At 65.3% G+C, this 24,657-nt stretch carries 22 protein-coding genes and 1 pseudogene; 14 read left to right on the top strand and 9 right to left on the bottom strand.

What is annotated here, in order from left to right; genetic code table 11:
* Positions 1-28 precede the first annotated feature (28 nt).
* The 3 genes from WDA27_01305 to WDA27_01295 all read right to left on the bottom strand — a co-directional run bounded on the left by WDA27_01305 (position 29) and on the right by WDA27_01295 (position 3,754).
* On the bottom strand, positions 29-397 hold the full coding sequence (locus tag WDA27_01305; protein MFA5889583.1) for a response regulator: 369 nt from the start codon (positions 395-397) through the stop codon (positions 29-31).
* Entirely contained in the window at positions 394-1,851 is a 1,458-nt protein-coding gene (locus WDA27_01300; GenBank protein MFA5889582.1) for a PAS domain S-box protein, read from the bottom strand. The genes WDA27_01305 and WDA27_01300 overlap by 4 nt, the downstream gene beginning before the upstream one ends.
* Before the next feature lie 142 nt (positions 1,852-1,993).
* The gene (locus WDA27_01295) at positions 1,994-3,754 is read right to left on the bottom strand and encodes a HAMP domain-containing sensor histidine kinase (protein ID MFA5889581.1); all 1,761 of its coding nucleotides are present in this window, start codon (positions 3,752-3,754) and stop codon (positions 1,994-1,996) included.
* A gap of 46 nt (positions 3,755-3,800) precedes the next feature.
* On the opposite strand from WDA27_01295, the gene WDA27_01290 reads away from it, so the two are divergent.
* The 10 genes from WDA27_01290 (at position 3,801) to WDA27_01245 (ending at position 15,182) form a co-directional block, all read left to right on the top strand.
* A complete protein-coding gene (locus WDA27_01290; protein ID MFA5889580.1) occupies positions 3,801-5,513 on the top strand; it encodes an acyl-CoA dehydrogenase family protein in 1,713 nt (570 codons plus the stop codon).
* Between the two features lie 19 nt (positions 5,514-5,532).
* Positions 5,533-5,820, top strand: coding sequence for a hypothetical protein (locus WDA27_01285; protein ID MFA5889579.1), 288 nt, complete (start codon positions 5,533-5,535; stop codon positions 5,818-5,820).
* Positions 5,821-5,836: 16 nt separating this feature from the next.
* Positions 5,837-6,427 (top strand): response regulator, encoded by a 591-nt coding sequence (locus WDA27_01280; GenBank protein MFA5889578.1) that lies wholly within the window; start codon positions 5,837-5,839, stop codon positions 6,425-6,427.
* A 79-nt stretch (positions 6,428-6,506) separates the two neighbouring features.
* On the top strand, positions 6,507-7,376 hold the full coding sequence (locus WDA27_01275) for a transporter substrate-binding domain-containing protein (protein MFA5889577.1): 870 nt from the start codon (positions 6,507-6,509) through the stop codon (positions 7,374-7,376).
* Positions 7,377-7,435: 59 nt separating this feature from the next.
* Positions 7,436-8,512, top strand: a complete 1,077-nt coding sequence (locus WDA27_01270) for an amino acid ABC transporter permease (GenBank protein ID MFA5889576.1) — start codon at positions 7,436-7,438, stop codon at positions 8,510-8,512.
* Positions 8,509-9,240 carry an amino acid ABC transporter ATP-binding protein gene (locus WDA27_01265; GenBank protein ID MFA5889575.1) on the top strand — a complete coding sequence of 244 codons (732 nt, stop codon included), beginning with the start codon at positions 8,509-8,511 and terminating at the stop codon, positions 9,238-9,240. The genes WDA27_01270 and WDA27_01265 overlap by 4 nt, the downstream gene beginning before the upstream one ends.
* Positions 9,241-9,437: 197 nt before the next feature.
* Positions 9,438-10,016 carry a GNAT family N-acetyltransferase gene (locus WDA27_01260; GenBank protein ID MFA5889574.1) on the top strand — a complete coding sequence of 193 codons (579 nt, stop codon included), beginning with the start codon at positions 9,438-9,440 and terminating at the stop codon, positions 10,014-10,016.
* Positions 10,003-10,674 (top strand): metal-dependent transcriptional regulator, encoded by a 672-nt coding sequence (locus WDA27_01255; protein ID MFA5889573.1) that lies wholly within the window; start codon positions 10,003-10,005, stop codon positions 10,672-10,674. Before WDA27_01260 ends, WDA27_01255 begins: the two co-directional genes overlap by 14 nt.
* Entirely contained in the window at positions 10,671-13,283 is a 2,613-nt protein-coding gene (polA, locus tag WDA27_01250; GenBank protein MFA5889572.1) for a DNA polymerase I, read from the top strand. Before WDA27_01255 ends, polA begins: the two co-directional genes overlap by 4 nt.
* 21 nt (positions 13,284-13,304) lie before the next feature.
* The gene (locus tag WDA27_01245; GenBank protein MFA5889571.1) at positions 13,305-15,182 is read left to right on the top strand and encodes an AAA family ATPase; all 1,878 of its coding nucleotides are present in this window, start codon (positions 13,305-13,307) and stop codon (positions 15,180-15,182) included.
* 14 nt (positions 15,183-15,196) lie between these two features.
* On the opposite strand, the gene WDA27_01240 is transcribed toward WDA27_01245, so the two are convergent.
* Together WDA27_01240 and WDA27_01235 are read right to left on the bottom strand one after the other, a co-directional pair.
* The gene (locus tag WDA27_01240; protein MFA5889570.1) at positions 15,197-16,273 is read right to left on the bottom strand and encodes an ATP-binding protein; all 1,077 of its coding nucleotides are present in this window, start codon (positions 16,271-16,273) and stop codon (positions 15,197-15,199) included.
* A complete protein-coding gene (locus tag WDA27_01235; protein MFA5889569.1) occupies positions 16,270-16,884 on the bottom strand; it encodes a hypothetical protein in 615 nt (204 codons plus the stop codon). The genes WDA27_01240 and WDA27_01235 overlap by 4 nt, the downstream gene beginning before the upstream one ends.
* Before the next feature lie 268 nt (positions 16,885-17,152).
* Between WDA27_01235 and rpsA the strand changes: the two are divergent.
* The 4 genes and pseudogenes from rpsA (at position 17,153) to uvrB (ending at position 21,481) form a co-directional block, all read left to right on the top strand.
* Positions 17,153-18,205 (top strand): annotated as a pseudogene (gene rpsA / locus WDA27_01230) (30S ribosomal protein S1).
* A gap of 251 nt (positions 18,206-18,456) precedes the next feature.
* Complete coding sequence (coaE, locus tag WDA27_01225) at positions 18,457-19,065, top strand: dephospho-CoA kinase (GenBank protein MFA5889568.1); 609 nt, start codon at positions 18,457-18,459, stop codon at positions 19,063-19,065.
* Positions 19,062-19,442, top strand: a complete 381-nt coding sequence (locus tag WDA27_01220; GenBank protein ID MFA5889567.1) for a DUF2203 domain-containing protein — start codon at positions 19,062-19,064, stop codon at positions 19,440-19,442. The genes coaE and WDA27_01220 overlap by 4 nt, the downstream gene beginning before the upstream one ends.
* Positions 19,443-19,474: 32 nt before the next feature.
* Positions 19,475-21,481 (top strand): excinuclease ABC subunit UvrB, encoded by a 2,007-nt coding sequence (gene uvrB, locus WDA27_01215; protein ID MFA5889566.1) that lies wholly within the window; start codon positions 19,475-19,477, stop codon positions 21,479-21,481.
* 4 nt (positions 21,482-21,485) lie between these two features.
* Here uvrB and WDA27_01210 read toward each other — a convergent pair whose 3' ends face one another.
* The 4 genes from WDA27_01210 to WDA27_01195 are packed head-to-tail and all read right to left on the bottom strand — an operon-like array spanning position 21,486 to position 24,643.
* Positions 21,486-22,358 (bottom strand): hypothetical protein, encoded by an 873-nt coding sequence (locus WDA27_01210; protein ID MFA5889565.1) that lies wholly within the window; start codon positions 22,356-22,358, stop codon positions 21,486-21,488.
* A gap of 34 nt (positions 22,359-22,392) precedes the next feature.
* Positions 22,393-23,184, bottom strand: coding sequence for a methyltransferase domain-containing protein (locus tag WDA27_01205; GenBank protein ID MFA5889564.1), 792 nt, complete (start codon positions 23,182-23,184; stop codon positions 22,393-22,395).
* Complete coding sequence (locus tag WDA27_01200) at positions 23,181-24,053, bottom strand: hypothetical protein (GenBank protein ID MFA5889563.1); 873 nt, start codon at positions 24,051-24,053, stop codon at positions 23,181-23,183. Before WDA27_01200 ends, WDA27_01205 begins: the two co-directional genes overlap by 4 nt.
* Positions 24,050-24,643 carry a TetR/AcrR family transcriptional regulator gene (locus WDA27_01195; protein ID MFA5889562.1) on the bottom strand — a complete coding sequence of 198 codons (594 nt, stop codon included), beginning with the start codon at positions 24,641-24,643 and terminating at the stop codon, positions 24,050-24,052. The genes WDA27_01200 and WDA27_01195 overlap by 4 nt, the downstream gene beginning before the upstream one ends.
* Positions 24,644-24,657 lie beyond the last annotated feature (14 nt).

Below are 24,657 nucleotides of genomic sequence, written 5' to 3'. Positions count from 1 at the left end.
ACCTTACCGGTGGGCAGGCGGACGCGTCCTACACCGCAACAAGACGGTCGATCGTTTCAACCAAGCGCTCGGCCGCAAACGGCTTGTCGAAGACGTCCAGGCAGCCGAGGTCGGCGGCCGCTGTGCGGGCGTCCTGGCCGGCATACGCCGAAACCAAGACGACCGGAATGTCGGCGGTATGCTCCTCGGCGCGCATGTGGCGAAGGACTTCCCACCCGTCGATGTCGGGCAGGCGGATATCGAGCAAGACGGCGTCGGTGTGGTTCTCTTCCAGCAGTTCCAGGGCTTCACGGCCGGTTGGAGCCTGCAGGACGTCGTATCCGTTTACGGAGAGAAGCGCCCCGAGCATCAAGCGGATGTCGGGCTCGTCGTCGACGACCAAGACGGTTCGGTTCACGACTGGACCTTCAGCCGAAGCGCAAAGATCGCTCCGGTAGGGGAGTTGTGTTCGTGCCGGATCTCACCGCCGAATGCGTCCACCAGGCGTCGAACGATGGCGAGTCCGAGTCCGGACCCCGGCGTGCCGGCGACGTCACCGCCGCGCGCGAAGGGATCGAACAGGCGCGGAACCAGTTCTTCAGGGACCCCGGGGCCGTCGTCGGCCACGCGAAGGACGGCCGTCCCGTGACTCGAGGATGCGGTCAGGGTCACGTTAGGGCCCCCGTAGCGGTAGGCGTTCGTCAGCAGGTTGATCACGATCTGGTCAAGCCGTAGCGGATCGGCGATGACGTTGATCCCCTCGGGGACTTCGGTGCGCACGCGCACTCCGTCGGGCGGTATGGCGAGATCAACGGCATGTTCGATGGCTGCGCGCAATGCTACCGACTGCAGAGTTACCGACGGACTGCCGGCGTCGATGCGGGAGAGATCCAGCAAGTTGTCGATCAGCTCTCTTGCGCGCGCGCCCTGGCGCCGCACGACTTCGAAGGCCTGCTCCATCTGCTCCTCGTTCATCGTGTGCCGATGGATGGCGAGTACGTCGGCGAATCCGGCCAGCGTCGTCAACGGCGTGCGAAGTTCGTGGGCCGCATTCGCGATGAACACAGACAGTGCCTGTTCGGCGGCCTTCTTCTCGGTGATGTCGCGCGCGATGATGGACGCGCCTGTGACGACGCCGGTGCGCCGATCAACGATCGGCGAGACCGTCAGCGAGACGTCGATCTGTCTTCCATCGCGTCGCAAGCGTTGCGTCTCGAAGCCTTCGGTCGTGGTTCCGTCGAAGGCTGCGTCGAAGATCGCAGGGCACTCATCCGACTTCTCGGGCGACACCAAGAGGGCGATCGATCGACCGAGAGCGTCGGATGCCGGATGGCCGTACACGCGTTCCGCGCCGGCGTTCCATGCCGTGATGATGCGCTGCCTGTTGGTTCCGATGATCGCATCCGAGGAGGACTCGACAATGGCCGCGAGCCGGCTGTTCATCGCCTCAAGCGCGCGTTGGTGGCTGATGTCGCGAATGTTTGCCGAGACGAGTGGTCCGGCGGGAGAGTCGAAAGGCGCAAGACTGATCTCTACCGGAAACTCCGAGCCATCCTTTCGCCGCGCGAACAAGTCCAGCCCGATGCCCATCGGGCGTGGCTGTGGCTTCTCGCCGTACCCCTCGCGATGCGGCCGGTGGCGGCTCCGCAGGCGTTCAGGGACGAGCATCTCCACGGACGCTCCCAGCAACTCCTCGTCGTTGTATCCGAACATCTTCGCGGTCTGTTGGTTCGCGAACGCGATCGCGCCGCGTCCATCCACGACGACGATTGCGTCGAGCGATGTCTCGATGACTCGACGCACCAAATCGTCGGTCCATTGGACAGCCGGTGCGTTCACCGCGTTGATGTCGTTTGCCTCGTCTCGGGCCATGCGTCCGAACTCCGTTTGATTGATGACCTTCAAGGTACATCTCTGCGCGGCGGGAACAAGGGCGCGGGGCGAATGGGACCTGAGGTAAACGCATCCGGAAGGGGTTTCGTGCGGTTTGTGACGTCGGCGAATGCGAAATGGCTCATATCGCGCTATTGACTCCCGACGGCTCGTGCCACGCGGGCGGCTTGAGCGAGAGTCGACGCCGTCCGGAGGCCGGCAGCGATAGGCAGAACGCCGCGCCGGGTGCGACGCTCTCGAGGACCAGAGACCCCCCCATCGCTTCGACCAGTCTGCGCGCGATGAAGAGCCCGAGGCCGCTACCGCCGCACGAACGGGTGATGCCCGCGTCGGCCTGGTAGAAGCGATCGAAGATGCGTTCGCGAGCGTCTGCGGGGATGCCCGGACCGTAGTCGCGGACACGGATTTCGACTCCACGCGCCGTGTTTCGCGCCGAGACATCGATGGGTCCGTGAGGGGCGAACTTCACCGCGTTCTCCAGTAGTTGAGAGATGGCGATCTCGAAGCGCTCGGGGTCCCCCTCTGCGGGCAGCGAGGAATCGATTGAGGTGTGCGTGCGATGGGCGCTCGCGTGGTGAGCGTTCAGGACTGTGAGCAGGCGCGCGCCGGCGTCGAACGAGATCCCGGGCGTCGGACGGTCGGCGCCGCCGATGCCCGAAGCGATGAGCATCTCTTCCACCAGACTCGACATGCGCTCTGCTCCGCGGTGTGCGATGCCGGCAAGGACGCGGGCGTCCTCGCACATGGGGATCTCGGGGCGAAGCATCGTGATCGTGGCTCCGAGCATCGTGGTCAGCGGAGTCCTCAACTCGTGTGAGACCGTGGCGACGAAGGCATCCTCGGTCTTGCGCGCTTCGTCGGCGCGCGCCAGCGCATCCTCCAACTCCGCCGTGCGTTCTGCGACTTTGGCTTCGAATCCACGCGCGCGCGCGCTGTTGTCCGAGGCCGAGACTACGCTGCGTGCGATCGCCGCGACGATGACGCCCAGCGCGATCCAAAACAGCGAGGCGTCCAAACCGATGCCGCGGGCCTGGTTCACCGCGGCGACGCCGACTGCCATCAGGACGGTAACCGCGGAGGGTCCTGCCGAGAACCGCAGGCTGCTTGGGGTCCGTTGCGAGACGTCGCGTGGACCAATCACGCGCGCAGCCGATGCGAGCAGGAGGTACCCGGTGATCCGAACGGCATCGAGGATCGCCGGCGCCGGGCCCAGTGGATCCAGGCGCCACGAAGCGGCGTCGCCCGCCGCGAGAACTGCGAGTCCGGTGCATGCGAGCGCGACGCCGGTAGTCGGAGCGTGCCGAGATAGGGCGAGCACCGCAAGGACGCCCACGACGACTGCGTCGATCAGCGGGTGCCCGAACGTTGTAATGCGCTGGGCCGTCGATGCGAACTCGATCCGGGATGCATGCGCGACGACGGCGCTCCACGCGACGAAGCCGAGCGCCCCGGCCGCAATGGCCGCATCGAGCCAGAGTCGGGCCGGCGATCGAGGCCGCCCGGAGAACGACACTGCAGCCGTGAGTGCTCCGACGGCCGCCCCCATGAATGCGACGTCGGCAAGCGAGGGGATCGGTTCGGTCCGATGCGCGAAGAACTCGAACCAGGCCTGCACCGCCTCGACGGCAGCCCAGGCGCCGGCGCACGCTCCAAGGGCGCGCCACGCTGCGGGGACGGGTGTGCTGCGCGCGGTGGTGAAACACGCGAGCGACGCGAGGAGCGCTGTTGCGACGAGAAGGGCTGTGACCGTTGCGTGCGGCCATCCGGAACGACCAGCACCGACGATAACCGTGGACTCGATGACGACCGCGAGCGCAATCCATCTCGCGATCCTGGGGGGAATCCTGCGCGGATTGCCCCAAAAACGCAGTGCAAGAGACATTTCTGCTCGAAGGTACGCCGGAGGGGTTCGATGTGCAATGGGCTGTATGCACAGGCTTGTGCTTGTTCCATCGGGCCGGCTCGGGATACTGTCGCGGGTCATGGAGCCGTTTCTGCAGGATCCCCCTCGGTTCACGAACCGTTTCCGAACCGACCGCGCGCTGCGCGCCACGCTCGAGCGTTTGCTTCCCGAGGATGTCTACCTGGAGCTTGCCCCCGAACTCGACGCAATGGGCGCGCTGGCCGCCGGCGAATTGGCCGATCTCGTTGAGCAGGCCGAGCGCAACCCCCCGCGTCATGTTCCCTGGGACGCCTGGGGGCGACGCATCGACCGCGTGGATGTTGATCCGGCATGGCTGCGCATTATTGAGATCGGGCGAGAGGCCGGGGTCGTCGCCGCGGCATACGAGGACCGTTTCGGTGCGTGGGCGCGTGTCGCGCAGTTCGCGCTGCTGGACTTGTACGACCCATCTTCGGCGACGGCCGATTGTCCACTGTCGATGAGCGATGCCGCCGCGCGCGTGCTCATTGCGGAGTCGCCGGAACTCGCGGAACGCTGGGTCCCGGGCTTGACTGCGCGGCGCGACGCGGTGACGGCCGGACAGTGGATGACCGAGATCGAGGGCGGGTCGGACGTGTCGCGCTCGAGCACGGTCGCGCGCCGGCGTGTCGATGGCACTTGGACGCTGCACGGCGCGAAGTGGTTCACGTCGGCAATCGTTCCGGCCGACGTTGCGTTGCTGCTCGCTCGGCCGGAAGGCGCCGAGCAAGGGAGCCGTGGGCTGTCGTTGTTCTTCATGGAGTTGCGCGACGCCTCGGGTTCGTGGAACGGGATCACGATTCGCCGCCTGAAGGACAAGCTCGGCACCAAGTCGCTGCCTACTGCCGAAGTGGATCTGGATGGCGCCGTGGCGGTTCAGGTGGGCGACCTGGGACACGGAGTGCGCAAGATCGCAACGATGTTGAACATCACGCGCGTGCACGCCGCCTTTGGTTCCGTGGGAGCGATGGGCGCAGCGCTGGATCTTGCACGGGATTATGCGGGTCGTCGCGAAGCGTTTGGTCGCCCGATAGGCGAACTGCCGCTGCACCGTGCCTGGATCGCGCGAGTCGCTGCCGAGGTCGAGGCGGCGCAGGGGTTGGCCTACCGGGCGGCCGAGCTGCTGGGGGCGGCCGAGCGGACCGGCGAGGGCGCCGAACTCGTACGCGTCGTGATGCCGCTGGCGAAGATGGCTATCAGCCGTCAAGCGGTGTGGGTCACCAGCGAGTTGATGGAGTCCTTTGGCGGGGCCGGGTACGTGGAGGACACCGGCATTCCTCGGATGCTGCGGGATGCACACGTGAACTGCATTTGGGAGGGAACGACTTCGGTGCTGGCTCTGGACGTGTTGCGCGCGCTGGCGAAGTCCCCTCAGGCGGCGGCTGCGTTTTGCGAGGACGTCGAGGCACGGGCGCGCGCCTACGACCACCCTCTGATCGCCGGCCCGGCGCGCGCGGTTCGGGATGCCACCGTTTCGTTGCGGCAGATGATGTTGGAGGCCCACGAAGGCGCGGCACGGCGAATCGCTTGGGGCATGGCTCGCACGTATGAGGCGGCGCTGCTGTGCGAGGCGGCCGGCTGGGCGCTCGACAAGAAGGGCGACGCGCGCGCGGCCACCGCTGCGGCACTGTTCACCTCGGAGCCACTCGTGGGCCCCGGCGTGCCCGTCGATGACGCCGAGTTGGGTGCACTGGCGTTCGGGCGGGACGAGGCATTCTGATCACGCTGCTGAGGCGACGGTGAGCATCGTCGACCGCCTGCGGGCGATCTCGGTGGAGATCCGCGAGGTCCAAGTCGAATCCCAGATCCTCGACGAGCAGATCTTGTTTCAGTCCGACGTCGCCGAGGACGCGCGCATTCGCGCACTGGTCTCGGAGACGCCGCTTGCCGTTCGCGAGAGCACCGAGGCATCGGGCGACCTTGCCCTGCTGCGGCGTGCACGTGGGGATCTTGCGCGAAAGCTCGATGAACTCAGGGCCGAGCAAGATCGATTGCTGGACAAGCTCGGCGGTGCGGCGGGGCGCTAACGTAAACTCTGCAAACATGAGCGATTCCGTCCGGCCGCGGGTTGTTGTAGCCGAAGACGATGCGATCATCCGGCTGGACCTCGCGGAAATGCTGCGCGAAGAGGGCTACGAGGTTTTCGAGGCTGCCGACGGAGAGACCGCGGTCGCGCTGGCGCGCGCAACGTCTCCCGACTTGGTGATCTTGGACATAAAGATGCCGGGGAAGGACGGGATCGAAGCGGCGTCCGAGATATCGGAAGAGTGGATCGCGCCGGTTCTTATCCTCACGGCGTACTCGCAGCGGGAACTCGTCGAGAGGGCGACCGAGGCCGGAGCAATGGCCTACCTCGTCAAGCCGTTCCAGCGGCGGGACTTGCTGCCGGCCGTCGAAGTCGCCAAGGCTCGCTTTCAGCAACTCACGGCGTTGGTGAGCGAAGTAGGGGGCCTCAATCAACAGCTTGAAGCGCGCAAGACGGTCGAGCGAGCCAAGGGCGTGTTGATGGACCGCTTCGGTCTGCGTGAAGCCGCCGCGTATCGCTTCATTCGGCAGTCGGCAATGCGCAGACGGCTGCCGATGGCCGATGTCGCGCAGGCCGTCCTCGACGGGCACATCTCACCCGAGGAATAAACCCCTTCACGCGGCAAATTGTGTCCTTGGCGGGCGTAGAATCGCACGCAGGGGACTCCGGAGGGAACGGGAGGCAGACATGGCACGTCGGTCGTCGCGTGTGGTTGTGGCCGGGTTGGTGATGCTTGCGCTGGCCGGTTCGGCCTGCGCAAAGACCAGGACGACTGTGAGGGAGAGCCCGTCACCGAGCCCGTCGTTTACGACGTTGGCGCAAGGCACTCTGAAGGTCGGCTCGGACATCCCGTACCCACCCTTCGAGTACAAAGACAAGTCGGACAAGCTCGTGGGCTTCGACGTTGATCTGATGGAAGCGATAGCGGCCAAGCTCGGCCTGACCGTGGAGTGGGTGACGAGTAACTTCGACACCATCTTCACCTCACTTGCCGCCGACAAGTTCGACGCCGTCGTATCGGCGGTGACTGCGTACGCGCCGCAAGGGTCTCCCGCGTATGACGTCGTGACGAAGCGGCGGGAGTTGGTGTCGTTTGCAACCGCGTACTATTCCTCTTTGCAGTCGCTCACGGTGAACGCAAAGCGGACTCCGGCGCTCGCGACGACCGACGGCCTCAAGTCCGGCGACCGAGTCGGCGTGCAGAACGGAACGACCGGCAAGTTCTGGGCCGACGCGAATCTGAAGCCGAAGGGCATCCAGATCGTGGGCTACGTGAAGGCGCCCACGATGTTCGATGCGCTGGAAGCGGGGCAGCTCGTCGGCGTCGTGAATGACTTGCCGGTGTCGCTGGAGGCGATCAAGAGCAAAAGCGATCTGAAGGTGACTCAGCAGATCGAGACCGGCGAGCAGTACGGGATCGCAATCGCGAAATCCAACCCGGGCCTGCTGGCCGCGGTCAACGCAGCGCTTGACGAGATGTTCGCCGACGGGTCCTACGCGACCATCTTCACGAAGTACTTCCCCGACCAGCAGTTGCCTTCGTACGCAAAGAAGTAGACGCCCGGATGTGAACGGGGCCCGCGCGAATGCGCGGGCCCCGTGCTGAAGGAGGAGCCATGGCGACCCAGCAGTTCGTCCGTCCGTCGCGCGGCGTTGACTGGTTCCTGCGTGAAAGCACTCCGCTTGGTTTCGCTGCGGCGGTTGTCGGCGGTCTGGCCTTGGCGACGGTAACCATCGGAGGTATCGCGACTGTTGTGGCGCTCGGAGCGACTCCGTTGACGCGTCTGCTTGGAGGGCTGCATTCGCAGGAACTTCGCTGGGTACTCCAGGTCGGAGCCGGGCTCGGACTTCTGGCGCTGGCCACCGGTGCGGTCACCGTTCGGTGGATGCCGACAAAGCTCGCGAGAGAGGAGTCCGTGGCGGGCGCGGTCCTCGGAGCGCAGGCGGCCGTGCTGGGGCTGGGAGCCCTGTGGTTCCTGCAGGGACGCATCGACACGTTCGCGCGCAACTTCTTCGACTTCGACCAAATTCGCCCGCATGTCGGTGCATTCGTGGCCGGAGCGAAGAACACAGTCCTCCTGGCTGCGACGGGCGAAGCGATCGGGATTGCGCTGGGGCTTCTGCTGGCGGTCTTCGCTATTTCCAAACGAGCCGTCGTGCGCGCGCCGGCGCGCGCGTACATCAACTTCTTTCGCGGGACGCCTCTGCTGTGGCAACTGTCGTTCATCTACTTCGGTCTGGCCCTCGGGCTGCAGTGGGGCGTCTCCACATACATGGCTGCAATTGTTGCTTTCGGCCTGAACACTGCGGCGTACGCGGCCGAGGTGTTTCGCGCCGGGATTCAATCAATCGAACGTAGTCAACTGGAGGCCGCGCGCGGCCTCGGCATGTCGTATATGCAAGCGATGCGTTACGCGATCGTTCCGCAGGCGGTTCGGCGGGTAATCCCCCCCCTGATGAACGAGTTCGTCATCCTGATCAAGGACACTTCGCTCGTCATCTTCCTGGGTCTCACCGATGCTCAGCGCGAGCTGATGTCGGTGGGGCAGCAGGGATACTCAAACAGCTTCAACGCGACGTTCTTTGTCGCGACGGCAGTCGGGTATCTGGCGGTGAGTCTTCCGATGATTCGTGCGGTGAACGCGCTGGAGAAGCGGTTGCGCAGTGGACTCGTTGGGGTGACGGGAGCGTGAGCGCACTTATCCGACTGGAGGGCGTGCACAAGTGGTTTGGGCACGTACACGTGCTTCGCGGTATCGATCTGGAGATCGACGCCGGCGAGGTGCTCGTCGTTGTCGGCCCCTCGGGGTCGGGGAAGTCCACGCTGCTGCGGTGCATCAACTTGCTGGAGGAGCCGTCCGAAGGCCGGGTGGTATTCGACGGGACCGACATCACCGACATCCGGACCAACCTCAATGAAGTGCGCGCGCGCATCGGGATCGTGTTCCAGTCGCTCAATCTGTTTCCGCACATGACTGCGGGGCGCAACATCACGCTTGCGCTGCAGAAGGTTCTCGGCGTTGATCACGAAGAAGCCGAGCGGCGCGCGCTTGAGGAACTTGACAAGGTCGGCCTTGCCGACCGGGCCGCGTCCTATCCTTCCCAACTGTCGGGCGGGCAGCAGCAGCGCGTGGCTATCGCGCGCGCGCTCGCAATGCGTCCGAAGGCGATGCTGTTCGACGAAGTGACGAGTGCGCTGGATCCCGAGTTGGTCCAAGACGTGCTCGACGTCATGCGAGATCTGGCTTCCGGGGGTATGACGATGGTGGTGGTCACCCACGAAATGGGGTTTGCGCGTCAGGTCGCCCACCGAGTGGCGTTTATCGACGGGGGGACGATCATCGAGCAGGGCCCGCCGAAGGACGTCTTGGGGAATCCCCGCGAGTCGCGCACGCGCGCGTTCATGTCGAAGATCTTGTAAGGAAGCGGGCTGGATGCGTCGGAATCTCGGGATGGAAACCCGGGAAAAGCAAGAGTCCGAGCCAACCTTCCAGAACTCGCGCCTTCCCCAAACGCGAGGCCCTTCCAGCTGATCCCGGACCCTGCACGTCCCTTTCGGAACGTTGCAGGCACGTTAGCAACGTCTTTCACCGAGCGTCAAACTGTGGGGGTCGCGCGGTGCGACCCGGGCCGGCCGCAGCCTCGGTCGGTATCCTGGCTGACGTCGAGAAAGCGCAGGATCCCGGAGGTTTGGTGAGCGAATACGTGGTGCGGATGGCGAACGCCGGCGATCTGGAGCAGATGGTCGCGCTGTGGGGTGTGCTGAACGAGGCCCAACGGGATCACCGTATCTATCCGATGGCCGCCGACGCGGAGAGCGTCGCGGCGGCGATGCTCGCGGGGGCGCTCGACGATCCGCACGCACGCGTCTTCGTTGCGCAGGATCATCACGATCTAATCGCGATGGCGGTAGTGCACGTGGAGGATCGAACCGGCCTCAACGCCGCGCGGGTCGGCGAGTTGAGCCGTGTCGTTGTTCGTCCCGGATCCCGTGGCTCGGGAGTCGGCGCGCGCCTAGTGGCGCGCGCCGAGGAATGGGCGCGAGAACATGGGGCCGAGTTCCTGGCGGCGTGGGTGTTTTCGGGTAACACCGAGGGCACGGGGTTCTGGGATCGGATGGGGTTTGTCCCTCGGGCCGAGGAGCGCGTCCGGCCTATACTCCGGAGCGGAGAACGGGGGACCGATGAGCGCGGCTGAGTCACACGGGATTGATGACTATCTCGGCGCAGTCTACGAACTGGTCGAGGAGGGGGCACCGGCGGTTCAGGCGCGCATTGCTCGGCGCCTGGGAGTGACCCGCGCGAGCGTGTCTGAGCAGATCTCGAAGCTGCGGGGGATGGGCATGATCGAACCGGGTGGGCGCGACCTGGTTCTGACGGTTCGGGGCTACGCGGTAGCCGAAGAACAGGTCAGGCGGCATCGGATGACCGAACGATTCCTCACCGATGTGCTGAAGATGCCTTGGCATCTGGCACACGAGGAAGCCGGTCGGTTCCAGACCGGCCTCACTCCGGCGATCGAAGCGCGGATTCTGGAGATGCTCGGCACTCCGGCGTTCTGCCCTCACGGGAATCCGGTCCCTGGAACCGGAGCCGTTGTCGACCGCGATGCGCGCCCGCTGAGCGACTTCGCTCCGGGGGATCGCGTCGTGCTTGTTAGGTTGCTTGAGGACGTCGAACTCGACACCGACGTGCTGCGCTATCTGGAGGAACACGGGCTGATTCCGGACGCGCGCATCCACATCGATTCCGCGAACCCCGACGGATCGATGACGCTTCGAGTGGGGGACACCTCGTCGAGTTTGGGTCCGAAGCTCACAGACAACGTTTGGGTGCGCGCGGCGCCGGCGACGTGAGCGACACCCTCCTTCTCGTCGACGGGCACTCGCTTGCATACCGTGCCTTCTTCGCGCTGCCGACGACGATCACGACATCCTCGGGTCAGGCGACCAATGCCGTATACGGATTCACGAGCATGCTGGCGAAGCTGCTGGCCGAACAGCAGACCGACCGTATTGCCGTCGTGTTCGACGTCGGCCCACCGACGATCCGCTTGGCGGAGTACGCCGAGTACAAGGCGACGCGCGCCGAGACTCCCGGTGAGTTCCACGGCCAGGTGGACCTGATCAAGGAGGTTCTCGGCGTCCTTGCGATCCCGGTGTTCGGTGTTCCGGAGCACGAAGCCGACGACGTGGTTGCGACGCTGGCGAGGCACGCCGCGCGCGAGGGTTTGGATGTTGTGTGCGTCACCGCCGACCGCGACTACCTCCAACTCGTTGGGGACGGAGTGCGCGTGCTGTTCAACCGCAAGGGGGTCAGCGACTACACGCTCTACGACCGCGAGGGCGTTCACGAGCGCTTCGGCCTGTTCCCCGAGCGACTGGTCGACTACGCGGCGTTGCGCGGTGATCCCTCAGACAACCTTCCCGGAGTCCCCGGGGTCGGCGAGAAGACCGCTGCGTTGCTGGTACAGCAGTTCGGTACCGTCGAGGAGATGTACGCGCGCCTGGACGACCTGCCGCGCAAGCTCCAGCGGTTGCGCCCGGCGCTGGAGGGTGCGCGGGAGCAGGTCTTGTTGAACAAGCGACTCGCACGCCTTGTGGACGATTTGGACGTCGATGTGGATCCGGCCCGGATCCGCATGGGCGCCTGGGACGAGGACGCGATTCGCCGCCTGTTCGCGGCGCTGCAGTTCCGTTCGCTGCTGGACCGCGTGCTCGAGATCCGTCGCGCCGCCGCTCCGGCGGCTCCTGAAGTCGTTGTGACTGCCGGCGAGGCGTCGCGGTTCGTTGTCGAAGGAAAGCCCCGGCGGGTGGCGATCGCATGGAGCGACGACGTCGAAGGGCTCGCTGTGGCCGAGGGCGAATCCGAGAGTGCGTGGTTCGCTGATCCGCGCGCGGTGGCGGGGCTGCTCGAAGACGAGAGCGCGCGCAAGGTCGTTCACGACGGCAAGGCACTTTCCGTCCGGCTGGCGCGCGCCGGAATCACCCTGCGGGGACTGGACTTCGACACGCAAATCGCGGCGTACTTGCTCGATCCGGCGCCGGGCCGCTACGAGCTTGCCGAAATCAGCCTGCGGTACCTGGGGCGGGATCTGCCGTGCGCGCGTGGTCCCGAGGAGTCCGGGCAGTTGTCATTTGCGGTCGAAGAGACCGGCGCCGCGGAGTCGGCGTGCGCACGCGCGGCGGCGCTGCCCGCCCTCGCCGCGCGCTTGGAGGAAGAACTCGCGCGTACCGGGATGGGCGACTTGCTTCACGAGGTGGAGATCCCGCTCGTTGCGGTACTGGCCGGCTTGGAGGCCGTCGGCGTGGCCGTGGACACCACGCTTCTCGCCGAACGTTCGGCCGAACTCGGCGCGCGCATCGGCGAACTGGAGCGAGGCATCTACGAGGCAGCCGGCGGGCCGTTCAACTGCAACTCGCCGTCGCAGTTGCGCGCGGTCCTGTACGACCGGCTGGGCCTGCAACCGTCGCGACGAACCAAGACCGGGTTCTCGACCGACGCGGCAACGCTCGAGTCGCTGCGCGGCGAGCACGAGATCGTCGACTTGCTGTTGGAGTATCGCGAACTGTCGAAGTTGCGTTCGACCTACGTCGACGCGCTTCCTCGACTTGTAGATCCTGCCGACGGACGCGTCCATGCGACGTTCAAGCAGACCGCAGTCGCCACCGGACGCATCGCGACCGAGAACCCCAACTTGCAGAACATTCCCGTGCGAACCGAGACCGGACGCGAGATCCGTCGCGCGTTCGTCGCGGGATTCCCCGATCACGGCCTGCTCGTCGCGGACTACTCGCAAATCGAGCTGCGCGTGCTCGCGCACATCACGCGCGATCCGGGTTTGTGCGGGGCGTTCGAACGCGACGAGGACGTGCACGCCGCGACCGCGGCGAAGGTGTGGGGGTTCGCCGTCGACGAAGTCCCGCGCGAGTTGCGCGCGCGCGCCAAGGCGATCAACTTCGGTCTGGCTTACGGGATGAACAAGTTTGGGCTTGCGCAACGCCTCGGCATCACGCCCGAAGAAGCCGAGGAGTTCATCAACGGGTACTTCCGAGGCTTTCCGGGCGTGCGGGACTTCATGCGCACGGTCGTGGAGGACGCCTATCGCGACGGGTTCACCACGACGTTGCTCGGACGTCGTCGCTACTTGCCCGAATTAGAGCACTCGAGTCCGCGCGTGCGTGCCCTGGGTGAACGGCAAGCGTTGAACGCGCCGATTCAGGGAAGCGCGGCCGACATCATCAAGCTCGCGATGATCAATACGGACAAAGGACTTCGTTCGGACGGAGATGGTGCCCGTATGGTCCTAACTGTCCACGACGAACTCATCTTTGAGGTCCCAAAGAAGGAGATGAACGAGACCAAAGAGAAGGTACGCTCGTTGATGGAGCAGGCGTATCCGCTCACGGTGCCTCTGAAAGTCGACTGCTCTTCCGGGGCGAACTGGGCGGACGCGAAGTCGTAGCCTGTGACGCTCGGAGGGATTGTGGGCGAAGTCTCGAAGCTCCTAGGACAGCAGCAGGTTCTGCAGATGGCCCACGCCGACGTGCTCGTCGTGCGCGAGCATCATCGCCGCAAGAGACTTACCAGGCTGACGTTTCTGTTGATGTTGCCGGCCTCGTTCTTTTGGTACCGGATCATCGACGACCGGCCGTTTAATCCCTTTGCTCTGCCGCACGTCGACGAGACCTTCGCCATGTACCTCCCGCTGTTCCTCATCCTTGGGTTCGTGGCGCTGATCTCTGTGGTGCCGTTCTTGGCCGCAGGCCGGTCGCCGCACCTGATGTACCGGCCCGAGCAAATCGATGTCGGGCTCGACGACGTCAAGGGACTCGAATCGGTTCGCGAAGAGGTCATCCGAACCTTGAACGTCTTCCTCGGCTACGCGACGTTCCGCCGTGAACTCGGCGGAAACCCACGCCGTGGGTTGCTCTTCGAAGGGCCGCCGGGAACCGGTAAGACGCACCTTGCGAAGGCGATGGCCAAGCATGCCGGCGTGCCGTTCCTGTTCGTGTCCGGACCGGCGTTTCAGTCGATGTGGTACGGCATGACCGGACGCAAGATCCGCAAGTTCTTCAAGATCCTGAAGAAGACCGCGCGTCGGGAAGGGGGCGCCATCGGCTTCATCGAGGAGATCGACGCATTCGCCACCCGTCGCGGAGGCCTCGAAGGCTCTACGCCGGCGAACTTGCCTTCGCGCATGACACGCAACCTCTCGGTCTCGGGAGGAACCGGCGGCACGGTGAACGAGTTGTTGATCCAGATGCAGTCTTTCGACGATCCTCCGGCGCTCGCGCAGTTCTGGAACCGGATCAAGGACTTCATCAACCTCTTCCTGCCCTTGAAGCGGCAGCTCAAGAAGCAAGGGGCCGGGTACGCGAACGTGCTCGTCATCGCGGCAACCAACCGCGGCGACATGCTGGACCCGGCGCTGCTGCGCCCCGGACGCTTCGACCGTCGCCTGTACTTCGACCTTCCGTCGCGCGCGGGACGCCGCGACCTCATCGACTACTTCCTGGCGAAGAAGAAGCACGCGTCCGACCTCGACGCGGATACGCTGCGCGACGATCTGGCCGCGATGACATTCGGGTACACGCCGGTGATGATCGAGCACTTGTTCGACGAGGCGCTGATTTGGGCGTTGCGCGGCGGCCGCGACGGAATGTCGTGGGAGGACGTCACGCGCGCGAAGATGACTGCCGAGATCGGGCTGCCGCATGCCGTCGCCTACACCAGAGACGAACGCCGCCAGATCGCGACGCACGAGGCCGGCCATGCCGTTGCAGCCTACATCGCGGGAGAGGGTCGCAAGCTCGAAGTCCTGTCGATCGTCAAGCGTCGCGACGCGCTCGGGCTGCTCGGACACTCCGAGACCGAAGAGCGCTTTACCAAGACTCGGACCGAGATGGAGGCGCTGCTGAAGATCGCTCTGGCAGGCATGGCGTCGGAGGAGATCTTTGAAGGTGAATCGGGAACCGGCCCGGCGGGCGACCTCGCGTACGCCACTCAGGTGGCCGCGGAGATGATCGGGTCGCTTGGGATGGGCGGCAGTCTGATCAGTTATCGCGCGTCGGACGGCGGATTGTTTGATCCCGGACTTGTCGGCCGGGTGATGGCGAGCACCGAAGCCAAGAAACAGGTGGACTCGCTACTGCAGCGCGAGAAGACGGCCGTGAAGGCGTTGCTTGAGGAGAACCAGCACCTGGTCTTGGCGCTTCGCGACGCGCTGATGGATCGCGACGAACTGATCGGAGACGAGATCACCAGCGTGCTGGAGGATGCCGGCGGCAAGCCTCCACGCCGAAGCGGTGGCGGGCGCCCGCGTGGGCGCACCACGCGCGCAGCTGCCGGGCCGGCAATTTGACGCGCCGGCCGGGTTCACAGAGGTAGACGCAAGACGAAGCGCGAGCCCCCATCGGGGGCGGGTTCGTAGTGTAGGTCGCCGTTGTGTGCGCGCGCGATGCCTTGCGAGATGTAGAGCCCGAGCCCGACGCCGGGCGTCCCGCGCCGCAACTGAGAGAACTTACGAAACAGCCTGTCGGCCTTGTCGGTCGGCACGCCGGCGCCGTGGTCGCGTACCGACAGCTCGGCGAATCCGTCGACGACCTCGACCCGGACGTCGACGTCGCTTCCCGGTGGGCTGAACTTCACTGCGTTCGTGATCAGGTTGACCAGGACTTGGCGCAATCGGACGCGATCGACCTTCAGCACGACGTTCGTCGCCACATCCACGCACAGGCGGTGCCGATTTGTTTGAGGACGAACGTCGCCGGCAACCAACGCAACGTACTCGCCGAGGTCGGTCTCAACGGGCTCGAGGTCTAGGGTGTCGGAGTCAACGCCACGGGCATCTATGAATGCCGCGATCAGCGCTGTGAGTTGTTGAGCACCGCGCAAGATCGCCCCAACGTAGTCATCGATCTCGGCGCCGGAGAGCACCTCGCGCTGGCTCCGAAGCGTCTCGGCGAAGCCGCGGATGACGGCGGCCGGCGAACTCAACTCGTGGGCGAGAACCGAGAGCACTTGCTGCGGGATCTCGTCGATTCCCCGGGTGGCGGCGATGCCGCCGGGTGCCGCCTCGCGTCCGCATATCCCGCGCAGACCGGCAATGATCGCATCGAGAGGTTCACCCTTCTCGATGTATGCGTGCGCTCCTGCCGCTAGGGCCTCGGCTTGCATCCCGGATCGAGTGAACGCCGACATCACCATGATTCGCGTCGATGGTGAGACCTGCAGGATTTGCGGGATCGCTTGCAGTCCGTCTACGGCCGGCATGGCGAGGTCGAGGATCATCGCGTCCGGCGCAGTCTCGGCTGCCACGCGGATTGCCTCGGCTCCGTCTCCGGCTTCGCCGACGACTTCGAATCCGCCCTCGCGGCTCAACGCGGCTCGAAGGAGGAGGCGTATGTCAGGGGTGTCGTCGGCGATGACGACCCGGATTGGGGGGGCGTTCATGCCGGGTGGCGCTCCGAGAGGTTGTCTCCGGCGGACAGCGTGGCCGGGCGTCGCCTGACGAGGTCGCCTGCGGTCAGCGGTGACTGGGCCTGCGCGAGCAGTTCTCCCACGATTCGCCGAGCCGCTGCCAGGGCGGCGGCGAGGGCCTCCTCGGACTTCTGGCGTTCATCGAGCGCGAGCGCCATTTGCGCAACGGTGAGGCCCTGGACGATCTGGTCGTTGATTTCAAGTCCCTGGCGGTGCTGCTGATCCGCGTCTTCGTACAGCAGGGCGTTCCCCAAGCGTGGATGGCGTCGCGCACGGAACAACAGGTATGCCAGTCCCGTCGACGAGGCGATGGCCGAGGCCGCGAGCGAGAGCCACCGCGGTGCTCCGGCTAGCGCAGTGCGGGTGGACAGGGCATGGGACGCAACGGCGAGAAATTGCAGCGTAGAGGCGATCAGAATCCCGGCGGCGGCCGTTCCGAGCGCGTTGCTGGGGATTTGCCGGGTTCGGGCGAGAGGAATCACGACGGTCAGGAAGATGACAAGAAGGGCGGCTGCGGCAACAAGGCTCAAGGTCGCATCGATCCACCACATGGCGACACGCTCCTTCTCGGCGGATTCGTCCATGTTACCTGGTCAAGTGGTCTCGTTGACACCTTCTTTCGCGGGCGTCTACACTTCGTTGGCCCGGAAGGGCAGGTCAGCGGCCGTTTCGGCCGCGCCGCCCCCGGCGGCGCGGCCCCCGAGGAGCTTTCGCGTCCCTGCGCAACGGGTAATCCAAGTTAAGGGGACTGCCGTAAGCCCCCCGTGAAAGGAAGAACCAAACGTGCCGGATGAACTTGCGCCCACCAGCGGCGTGATCGAGAACGACATCGGTACTCGAGCGGAACTCGAGGCTGCCTACGAAGCGACAATCAAGGCCTTCGGCGACGGAGACCTCGTGCAGGGCAAGGTTGTCCGCGTCGACAAGGACGAAGTCCTGCTCGACATCGGATACAAGTCCGAGGGCGTGATCCCCGCAAGGGAACTGTCCATCAAGCACGACATCGATCCTCGCGAGGTCGTTCAGGTCGGCCAAGAGATCGAGGCGCTCGTCACGCAGAAGGAAGACAAGGAAGGCCGACTCATCCTGTCGGTCAAGAAGGCGAAGTACGAGCGCGCCTGGGGTCAGATTGAAAAGGTCATGAAGGAAGAGGGCGTCGTGACCGGCACCGTGATAGAGGTTGTCAAGGGTGGTCTGATTCTCGACATCGGCTTGCGCGGCTTCTTGCCTGCGTCGCTGGTGGACCTTCGTCGCGTGCGCGATCTGCATCCGTTCGTCGGCAAGCAGCTCGAGTGCAAGATCATCGAGCTGGACCGCAACCGCAACAACGTGGTGCTGTCGCGCCGCAAGTACCTCGAGGAGGCGCAGTCCGAGGGTCGCAAGGAATTCCTCACGCGTCTGGTGCGCGGCGACGTCAAGAAGGGCACCATCTCGAGCATCGTCAACTTCGGCGCTTTCGTGGATCTCGGCGGTGTGGACGGGCTGATTCACGTGAGTGAGTTGTCCTGGAAGCACGTCGAGCATCCGAACGAAGTCGTCACCGTCGGCCAGGAAGTCACGGTCGAAGTACTCGACGTCGATCTGGATCGCGAGCGCATCTCGCTGTCGCTGAAGAAGACGCAAGAGGACCCGTGGCATCAGTTCGCGCGCGAGCACCAGCCGGAGGAAGTCCTCGACGGCGAGATCACCAAGCTCGTTCCGTTCGGTGCGTTCGTGCGAGTCGGCGACGGCGTGGAAGGCCTCGCGCACATCTCCGAGTTGTCGGAGCGCCACGTGGAAACGGCCGAACAAGTAGTCACCGTCGGCTTGAAGGTTCAGGTCAAGATCATCGAGATCGACGTGGAGCGGCGCCGGATTTCCCTGTCCGTTCGCCAGGCGATGCCCGGGTTTGGCATGGACGTTGAGGGCGAGGAAGAGATGACGCTCGTTCCCGAGCCCGAACCGGCTCCCGTGTCGGCGTCGGTCGGCGATGCCTTGGAAGCGGCGGTTGCGGTCAAGGCCGAGGCAGCCGAGGCAGCCGAGCCCGTCGCCGAGTCTCCCGCGGAGGAGTCCGGCGAGGGCGGCGAGGCTGAAGAAGCCCAGCCGCTCGCGTCGGAGACGATCGAGTCGATCATTGCCGACTTGAAGCGCCGGACGCAGCAAGAGGAGTAGCCGGCGTGCTGCTCGTCGGGTTGACGGGCGGCATCGGGGCCGGGAAGAGCACGGTCTCCGGAATGCTCGCCGCACACGGCGCGGTCGTCGTGGATGCCGACCGCATTGCCCGCGATGTGGTGGAGCCGGGAACTCCGGCATTTCGCCGGATCGTGGAACGGTTCGGTCCCGATGTCGTTCGTCCCGACGGAACGCTCGACCGCGCGCGCCTGGCATCGAGGGTCTTCGAGGACGATGCGGCGCGTGACGAGTTGAACGCGATCGTGCACCCCGAGGTGATGCGGGTGATCGCCTCGCGGGTGGAGGAGCTGAAGGACGGCGGCAGCGTGGTCGTGCTCGACGTGCCGCTGCTACTCGAGATCGGTGGGGGAGAGGGTCTGGATTGCGTAGTGGTGGTGGAGGCGGACGAGGACGCGCGTATCGATCGCGTCGTGAACGATCGAGGGATGAGCGCGCGCGACGTGCGCGCGCGCATAGCGGCACAGGCGTCATCACAGCAACGGCGCGCGCTCGCCGACGTCGTGTTGAGCAACGATGGCACGCCGGAGGAACTGCGGACGCAGGTGGACGCGTTGTGGGAGCGCCTGGTGACGGATGCGGGGCGCACGGCGTGAGCCAAACCGAACCGGTCCGTCACTTCACCGTGGACGAGGCCAATGACTTGCTGGCGAGCCTCGCTCCGCTGATCGAGTCGCTGCGTTCCGCGCAGCGGCTCATGGAAGATCGCCAGGAAGACGTGCTGACGTCGGTGGTGACCAACGGGGGCGGAACGGTGCACCGCGAATTCCTCGCGGCGGCGAGCCAGGCAGCGAAGATCGGCGAGACCGTAGAGCAGATGGGCGTGATCGTGCGGGATCCGGAATCCGGTCTCGCGGATTTCCCGGCGCTTCGCGACGGCAAAGAAGTCTTCCTGTGCTGGCGCCTCGGCGAAGACCGCATCGGATGGTGGCATCCCACTGATACCGGCTTCGACAGCCGGCAACCGCTGTAGGAGTGTCGGCGGGGGCGATACCATGAGGCTCGATGCCTCCTTTCAAGGTCGTCTCTGATTTCCAACCGGCCGGCGACCAACCGGCGGCGATCGCGGCGCTGGCCGAGGGGATTCGCCGGGGGGACGACTTCCAGACGCTGCTGGGGGTGACCGGGTCGGGCAAGACCGCCACCATCGCATGGCTGGTCGAAGCCATTCAGAAACCGACGCTGGTCATCTCGCCGAACAAGTCTCTGGCCGCGCAGCTCGCCAACGAGTTCCGCGAATTCTTCCCCGACGCCGCGGTGGAGTACTTCGTCAGCTACTACGACTACTACCAGCCCGAGGCCTACGTTCCCCAGACCGACACGTTCATCGAGAAGGACTCCTCGGTAAACGACGAGATCGATCGGCTGCGCCACGCCGCAACCTCTGCTCTGCTGCAGCGCCGCGACGTCCTGATCGTCGCCAGCGTTTCGTGCATTTACGGACTCGGCTCGCCGGAAGAGTATCAGCGCCAGATCCTGCGCCTGGCAGCAGGAAAAGAGACGCCGTTGGAGTTCATCAAGAAGCAGTTGGTGGACATGCAGTACCAACGTAACGACTTCTCGCTGACGCGCGGGACGTTCCGGGTGCGAGGCGACACCGTCGAGATCCATCCCGCTTACGAAGAAACCGTGCTGCGCGTAGAGATGTTCGGCGACACGGTTGAGCGGATGCTGACGTTGGACTCGTTGACGGGCGAGGTCGTCGGCGAGGTGCGCGACATGACGATCTACGCGGCTTCGCACTACGCCGCGAGTTCCGAGCGGATGCAGCGCGCTACCGCCTCGATCGAGGAAGAGCTGGCCGGGCAGTTGGCTCTGTTTGAGAAGCAGAACAAACTGCTGGAGGCGCAGCGGCTTCGCATGCGCACGGCGTTCGATCTCGAGATGATGCGCGAGATGGGGTTCTGCTCCGGTATCGAGAACTACTCGCGCCATATCGACGGGCGCGCGCCCGGCGAGGCCCCATACACGCTGATCGACTATTTCCCGAAGGACTTCTTGTGCGTCGTAGACGAGTCTCACGTCGGCGTGCCACAACTCAACGCGATGTACGCCGGAGACAAGAGTCGCAAGGAAACGCTCGTCGAGCACGGCTTCCGGTTGCCCTCGGCGATGGACAACCGCCCGCTGCGTTTCGACGAGTGGCTCGGCAAGGTCGGACAGGTCGTGTTCTCATCGGCGACGCCGGCGGCCTACGAGTTGCGCGTATCGAAGCAAATCGTTGAACAAGTGGTGCGCCCGACCGGCTTGATCGATCCCGAGGTCATCGTGCGTCCGACGAAGGGACAGGTGGACGACCTTATCGAGGAGGTGCGCGCGCGCGCCGAACGCAGCGAGCGCACTCTCGTGACGACTTTGACTAAGAAGATGGCCGAGGACCTTACCGAGTACCTGGTCGAGTCGGGATTGCGCGTGCGCTACATGCACTCGGAAACCGACACGATTCAGCGAATCGAGTTGTTGCGCGATCTTCGGCTTGGGGAGTACGACTGCCTCATCGGGATCAACTTGTTACGTGAAGGGTTGGACTTGCCCGAGGTATCGCTCGTGGCGATTCTGGACGCCGACAAAGAGGGGTTCCTTCGTTCAGAGACGTCGCTCGTGCAGACGATCGGGCGCGCGGCTCGCAACGTCAGCGGGCAGGTCGTGATGTACGCGGACGAGGTCACCGATTCGATGCGCCGCGCCATCAACGAGACCGGGCGTCGCCGCATGCGGCAGGTCGAGTACAACCGCGAACACGGCATCGAGCCGGCGAGCATTCGCAAGAAGGTCTCGGATATCTTGCTGGCGGCGGGGCTCGTGTCCGAGCCGAGCGCGCCGTATCCGACTAAGAAACGCAAAGGCGCTGCGCGCGATCTGACCGGGTTGCCTTCGGAGGAGTTGCCGCGGCTCATCCAAGCGCTGGAGGAAGAAATGAACGAGGCCGCGCGCGAACTTCGTTTCGAGTACGCCGCGCGCTTGCGGGACGAGATCCAAGAACTGCGCCGGGAACTGCGCGAGGTCGGCTGAGCCGCTAGGGCATCGCAGCGAGTTCGATCGAGATCTTCGAAGTGAAGTGCGTATTGCCTTCGCGGAAGTCGGTGTTCTCGATCTGCTTCACGGCGATGCCGAGGTTTGGAACGATGAACATCGTCACGATCTGGTGGCCGCTTTGGTCGCCCGACACCTGCGCCTCTAGGCGGACCTCGTAGGTGTCGAAGGTTCCGGCCGGTACGCTCAGCCGCGTCTTCCGCCGGACTTCTCCACTCAAGTGTTCGTCGCGCCCGGAGGTGTGGGCCTCGTTCTTCCACTTCATGCCGACCCTCAGCGGGAGTCTCACGCGCATGGCGGGCGGGTCGTAGGTCGATTCCATGGTCTTGCGAACACCCAGGCAAGTCACCGCGCCGCCCAGGTACGACGTGTAGATGCCGTCCGCGCGGTACTGGGAGATGACCCGCTCCTGGCGCTGCTCGCCGACGTCGACGTCTTTGACGACGCCCTCGGGGCGATTGTTATAGGTGATCTTCACGTCGCTGATATCCCAGCCGCAGGGCGAGGCTCCACCGATCTGGACTTGTTCGCTGCCCGACCCGTCGAACAAGTACAGCCCGGAGCGCGGTTTGCTCATTCCCCCGGCGACCGGGGAGCGCGTCGGGGTGGCAGTGCGCGCGGGAGAGGCCGATGCAGAGGCGCGCGGCGCGCTCGATCCGGACGAACCCGGGGTAGCACCGGGCGCGCGGCTCGCGATAGCCGAACTTGTCGGGGTGACGGCGGCGTCCACGACGCCGAACGCGCCGCCTTGGGCGAAGGAGGGCTCCGTGGCGCGCGTCCACAGCGCGTAGCCGCCGTAGCACGCGACGAAGAGTTCGGTGAACGCCATCATGGCGATAAGGATTCGTTTGGTCATGACTTCGTCCGCTAACAGTAGTTAGCGGGGGGACCTACCGCAAAACGCTTTCCCACCAGATCGTGGCGACGGATCGAGTTTCGGGCGGTGGGGTTTCGAGAATCGCTGCGCGCACCTCTTCGTCGCGCGCCGGGGAAAGACACAGTCGTCGCCGCACGGTCGCCACCAAGGCGTCGAGCCCTGCGTCGGCAAGGCGGAAGGGGGCTTCCCAACGCTCGACGTTGACCGTGAATCCAGCCTCTATCAAGACCGCGATCGCGTCGTCCGCGGTCGGTCCCCACGGGCGGTCGAGCCCGTGCAGCGCGCGCCAGTATGGGGCCGTCCACGCCAGGGGATGCCGCTCGGTCATCTCGATCACCACGCGGGACCGCGCGCGCTCGAAGAGCGCGCGCGCGAAGGGTTCCAAATCGGCCACGTTGAACAGCACGTGGTGGCACACCACCACGTCGGCCGGCGCCACCCAAGGCGCGACGTCCGGCCACCGGCCGAGGATCGCCTCGCTTTGCAGCCCGGCGTTCGCGGCGATGCGTTCGAAGGCCTCGAGCATTCCCGGGCTCTCGTCGATCCCGACGACGCGCGCCGCGCGCGGAGCCAGCGAAATGCTCGCGGCACCAGCGCCGCATCCGACGTCTACGACGGTGCCGCCCTCAGGCAGCGCCTCCAGCGCGCGCCGGCGAGACGGCGTGTCGGAAGCCTCGGCGCGCGCGAATCCGGCGAAGTCCTCAACGGCGAATTCGTAAGGGGATTGCGGTGCGGCCGTCAAGATCGCCGGTGGGATCGCCCACTCGGACAGCCCGCCCGACCACTGCCCGGCGGCGCCGGTCATGGGTGTGAGCGCAACAGGAATTGCACCTTGGAGGTGAAGCTCGTGCTGCCCTGCCGGACGTCCACGTCGGCGGTCTGCTTTACCTGAAGCCCCAATTCCGGCGAGATCCACATGGTGCTGACGTACGTGCCCTCCTGTCCGCCCGAGAGCGTTCCGCGGACCTGCACCTTGAACGTGTCGAACTTCCCGGCAGGCAGGGTCAGCGTCTCGCGGGCGAGGATCGTCCCGCGAATCTTCTCGGTCCGGCTCTTTGTCTTAGAGGTCGACGTCCACTTCGTGCCGACCTTTAGCGGAAACGCGACGCGCCGGATCGGAGGGCTGTAGTCGTCCTCGTTGGTCTGGCGCACCCCAAGGCACGTGACGGCAGCGCCCGCGAAGGCCGTGAACATCCCCGCCGGCCGGTATTGGATCATCAGGCGTTCCTGGTGCTGGCTCGAAATAGTCCAGTCGAAGACCTTTGTGTTCCCGTCGTCGTTGACGACGAGCGAAACGTCTTTGACTTGCCAACTGCACGGAGAGGCTCCGCTCATTTGCACGCGCTCGGTTCCCGAACCGTCGAAGGTATAGGCGCCGTTCGCCGGACCTCGCACCGTCACCCCGTCGGACGTGACCGGCTTCTGCGAGGCCGTCGGACCCTTGGTGGGGGCATTTGTCGGCGTTGAGCCCGAGGCCGCCGGGGTGGGCGTCGCGCTCGTCGCAAGGGTTGCTCCCGACGAAGTCGGCGACGCGGATGCAGACTGCACGGCTCCGAATGCGGGACCCTTCCCAAACGAAACCGGGTTGCGCCGCGTCCACCACGAGTAACTTGCGTAACTGCCGACGAGCAAGATGCAAAACGCGAGCAGGCCGACGAGGATCCTTCGCATCATCGCTTGGAAGCCTTCCGCGGCGCGGCGGCCAGCGAGCGAACGATGTGTTCGACGACTTCGGTTGTCGGGCCCGATTCCCCGGTCGTCAGGATGTGCAGCGTCGCTTCGGAGAAAGCGCCGACCAGCGCGCGCGCCATCGCGTCGACGTCCAGCGGCAGCAACTCGCCCCTGCGGATGCCTTCTTCAAGGAACGCGCGAAGCAAGGGAAACTGGCTCTCAAGCTCGTCGCGCTTGGCTTCCGAAGCGGTCAGCGCCCACGAGTCGCGAAGGAAGAAGCGCGCGGCGCCGAGTCGCTGCAGCGCCGTCAGGTAAGCGCCGAACGTGTGAGTGAGGTTGGTGACCACGTCGCCGTCGGGATCCGACGCTGCAACGGCTTCATCGCGAAGGCGGTTCCACAAAAGCTTGCGCAAGTCCCGCGCCAGGTCGTCCTTGTCGGTGAAGTAGTAGTAGATCGCGCCCTTGGTCGCGCCGGCGCGCGCCGCGATCTCGTCGATCGATGCCGCGCGGTAGCCGTGCTCGCCGAAGACTTCCAGCGCGGCATCGAGGATGCGTTCCTTGGTGTCTCGTGCTGCAGGGTTTCGTTTTGCCATCCGGGCCTCCGCGC

Source organism: Actinomycetota bacterium (genome assembly GCA_041658565.1).
Classification (GTDB): Bacteria; Actinomycetota; AC-67; order AC-67; family AC-67; genus JBAZZY01.
This window is presented reverse-complemented; position numbering and strand designations above follow the sequence as displayed.

Bases quoted from the DNA above. Each gene is read 5' to 3' on its own strand.
- WDA27_01210 (MFA5889565.1), bottom strand. From the start codon at position 22,358: ATGACCAAACGAATCCTTATCGCCATGATGGCGTTCACCGAACTCTTC.
- WDA27_01290 (MFA5889580.1), top strand. From the start codon at position 3,801: ATGCACAGGCTTGTGCTTGTTCCATCGGGCCGGCTCGGGATACTGTCG.
- WDA27_01300 (MFA5889582.1), bottom strand. From the start codon at position 1,851: ATGGCCCGAGACGAGGCAAACGACATCAACGCGGTGAACGCACCGGCT.
- WDA27_01275 (MFA5889577.1), top strand. From the start codon at position 6,507: ATGGCACGTCGGTCGTCGCGTGTGGTTGTGGCCGGGTTGGTGATGCTT.
- WDA27_01200 (MFA5889563.1), bottom strand. From the start codon at position 24,053: ATGATGCGAAGGATCCTCGTCGGCCTGCTCGCGTTTTGCATCTTGCTC.
- WDA27_01280 (MFA5889578.1), top strand. From the start codon at position 5,837: ATGAGCGATTCCGTCCGGCCGCGGGTTGTTGTAGCCGAAGACGATGCG.
- WDA27_01255 (MFA5889573.1), top strand. From the start codon at position 10,003: ATGAGCGCGGCTGAGTCACACGGGATTGATGACTATCTCGGCGCAGTC.
- WDA27_01235 (MFA5889569.1), bottom strand. From the start codon at position 16,884: ATGGACGAATCCGCCGAGAAGGAGCGTGTCGCCATGTGGTGGATCGAT.
- uvrB (MFA5889566.1), top strand. From the start codon at position 19,475: ATGCCTCCTTTCAAGGTCGTCTCTGATTTCCAACCGGCCGGCGACCAA.
- WDA27_01295 (MFA5889581.1), bottom strand. From the start codon at position 3,754: ATGTCTCTTGCACTGCGTTTTTGGGGCAATCCGCGCAGGATTCCCCCC.
- WDA27_01270 (MFA5889576.1), top strand. From the start codon at position 7,436: ATGGCGACCCAGCAGTTCGTCCGTCCGTCGCGCGGCGTTGACTGGTTC.
- WDA27_01195 (MFA5889562.1), bottom strand. From the start codon at position 24,643: ATGGCAAAACGAAACCCTGCAGCACGAGACACCAAGGAACGCATCCTC.
- WDA27_01205 (MFA5889564.1), bottom strand. From the start codon at position 23,184: ATGACCGGCGCCGCCGGGCAGTGGTCGGGCGGGCTGTCCGAGTGGGCG.
- WDA27_01240 (MFA5889570.1), bottom strand. From the start codon at position 16,273: ATGAACGCCCCCCCAATCCGGGTCGTCATCGCCGACGACACCCCTGAC.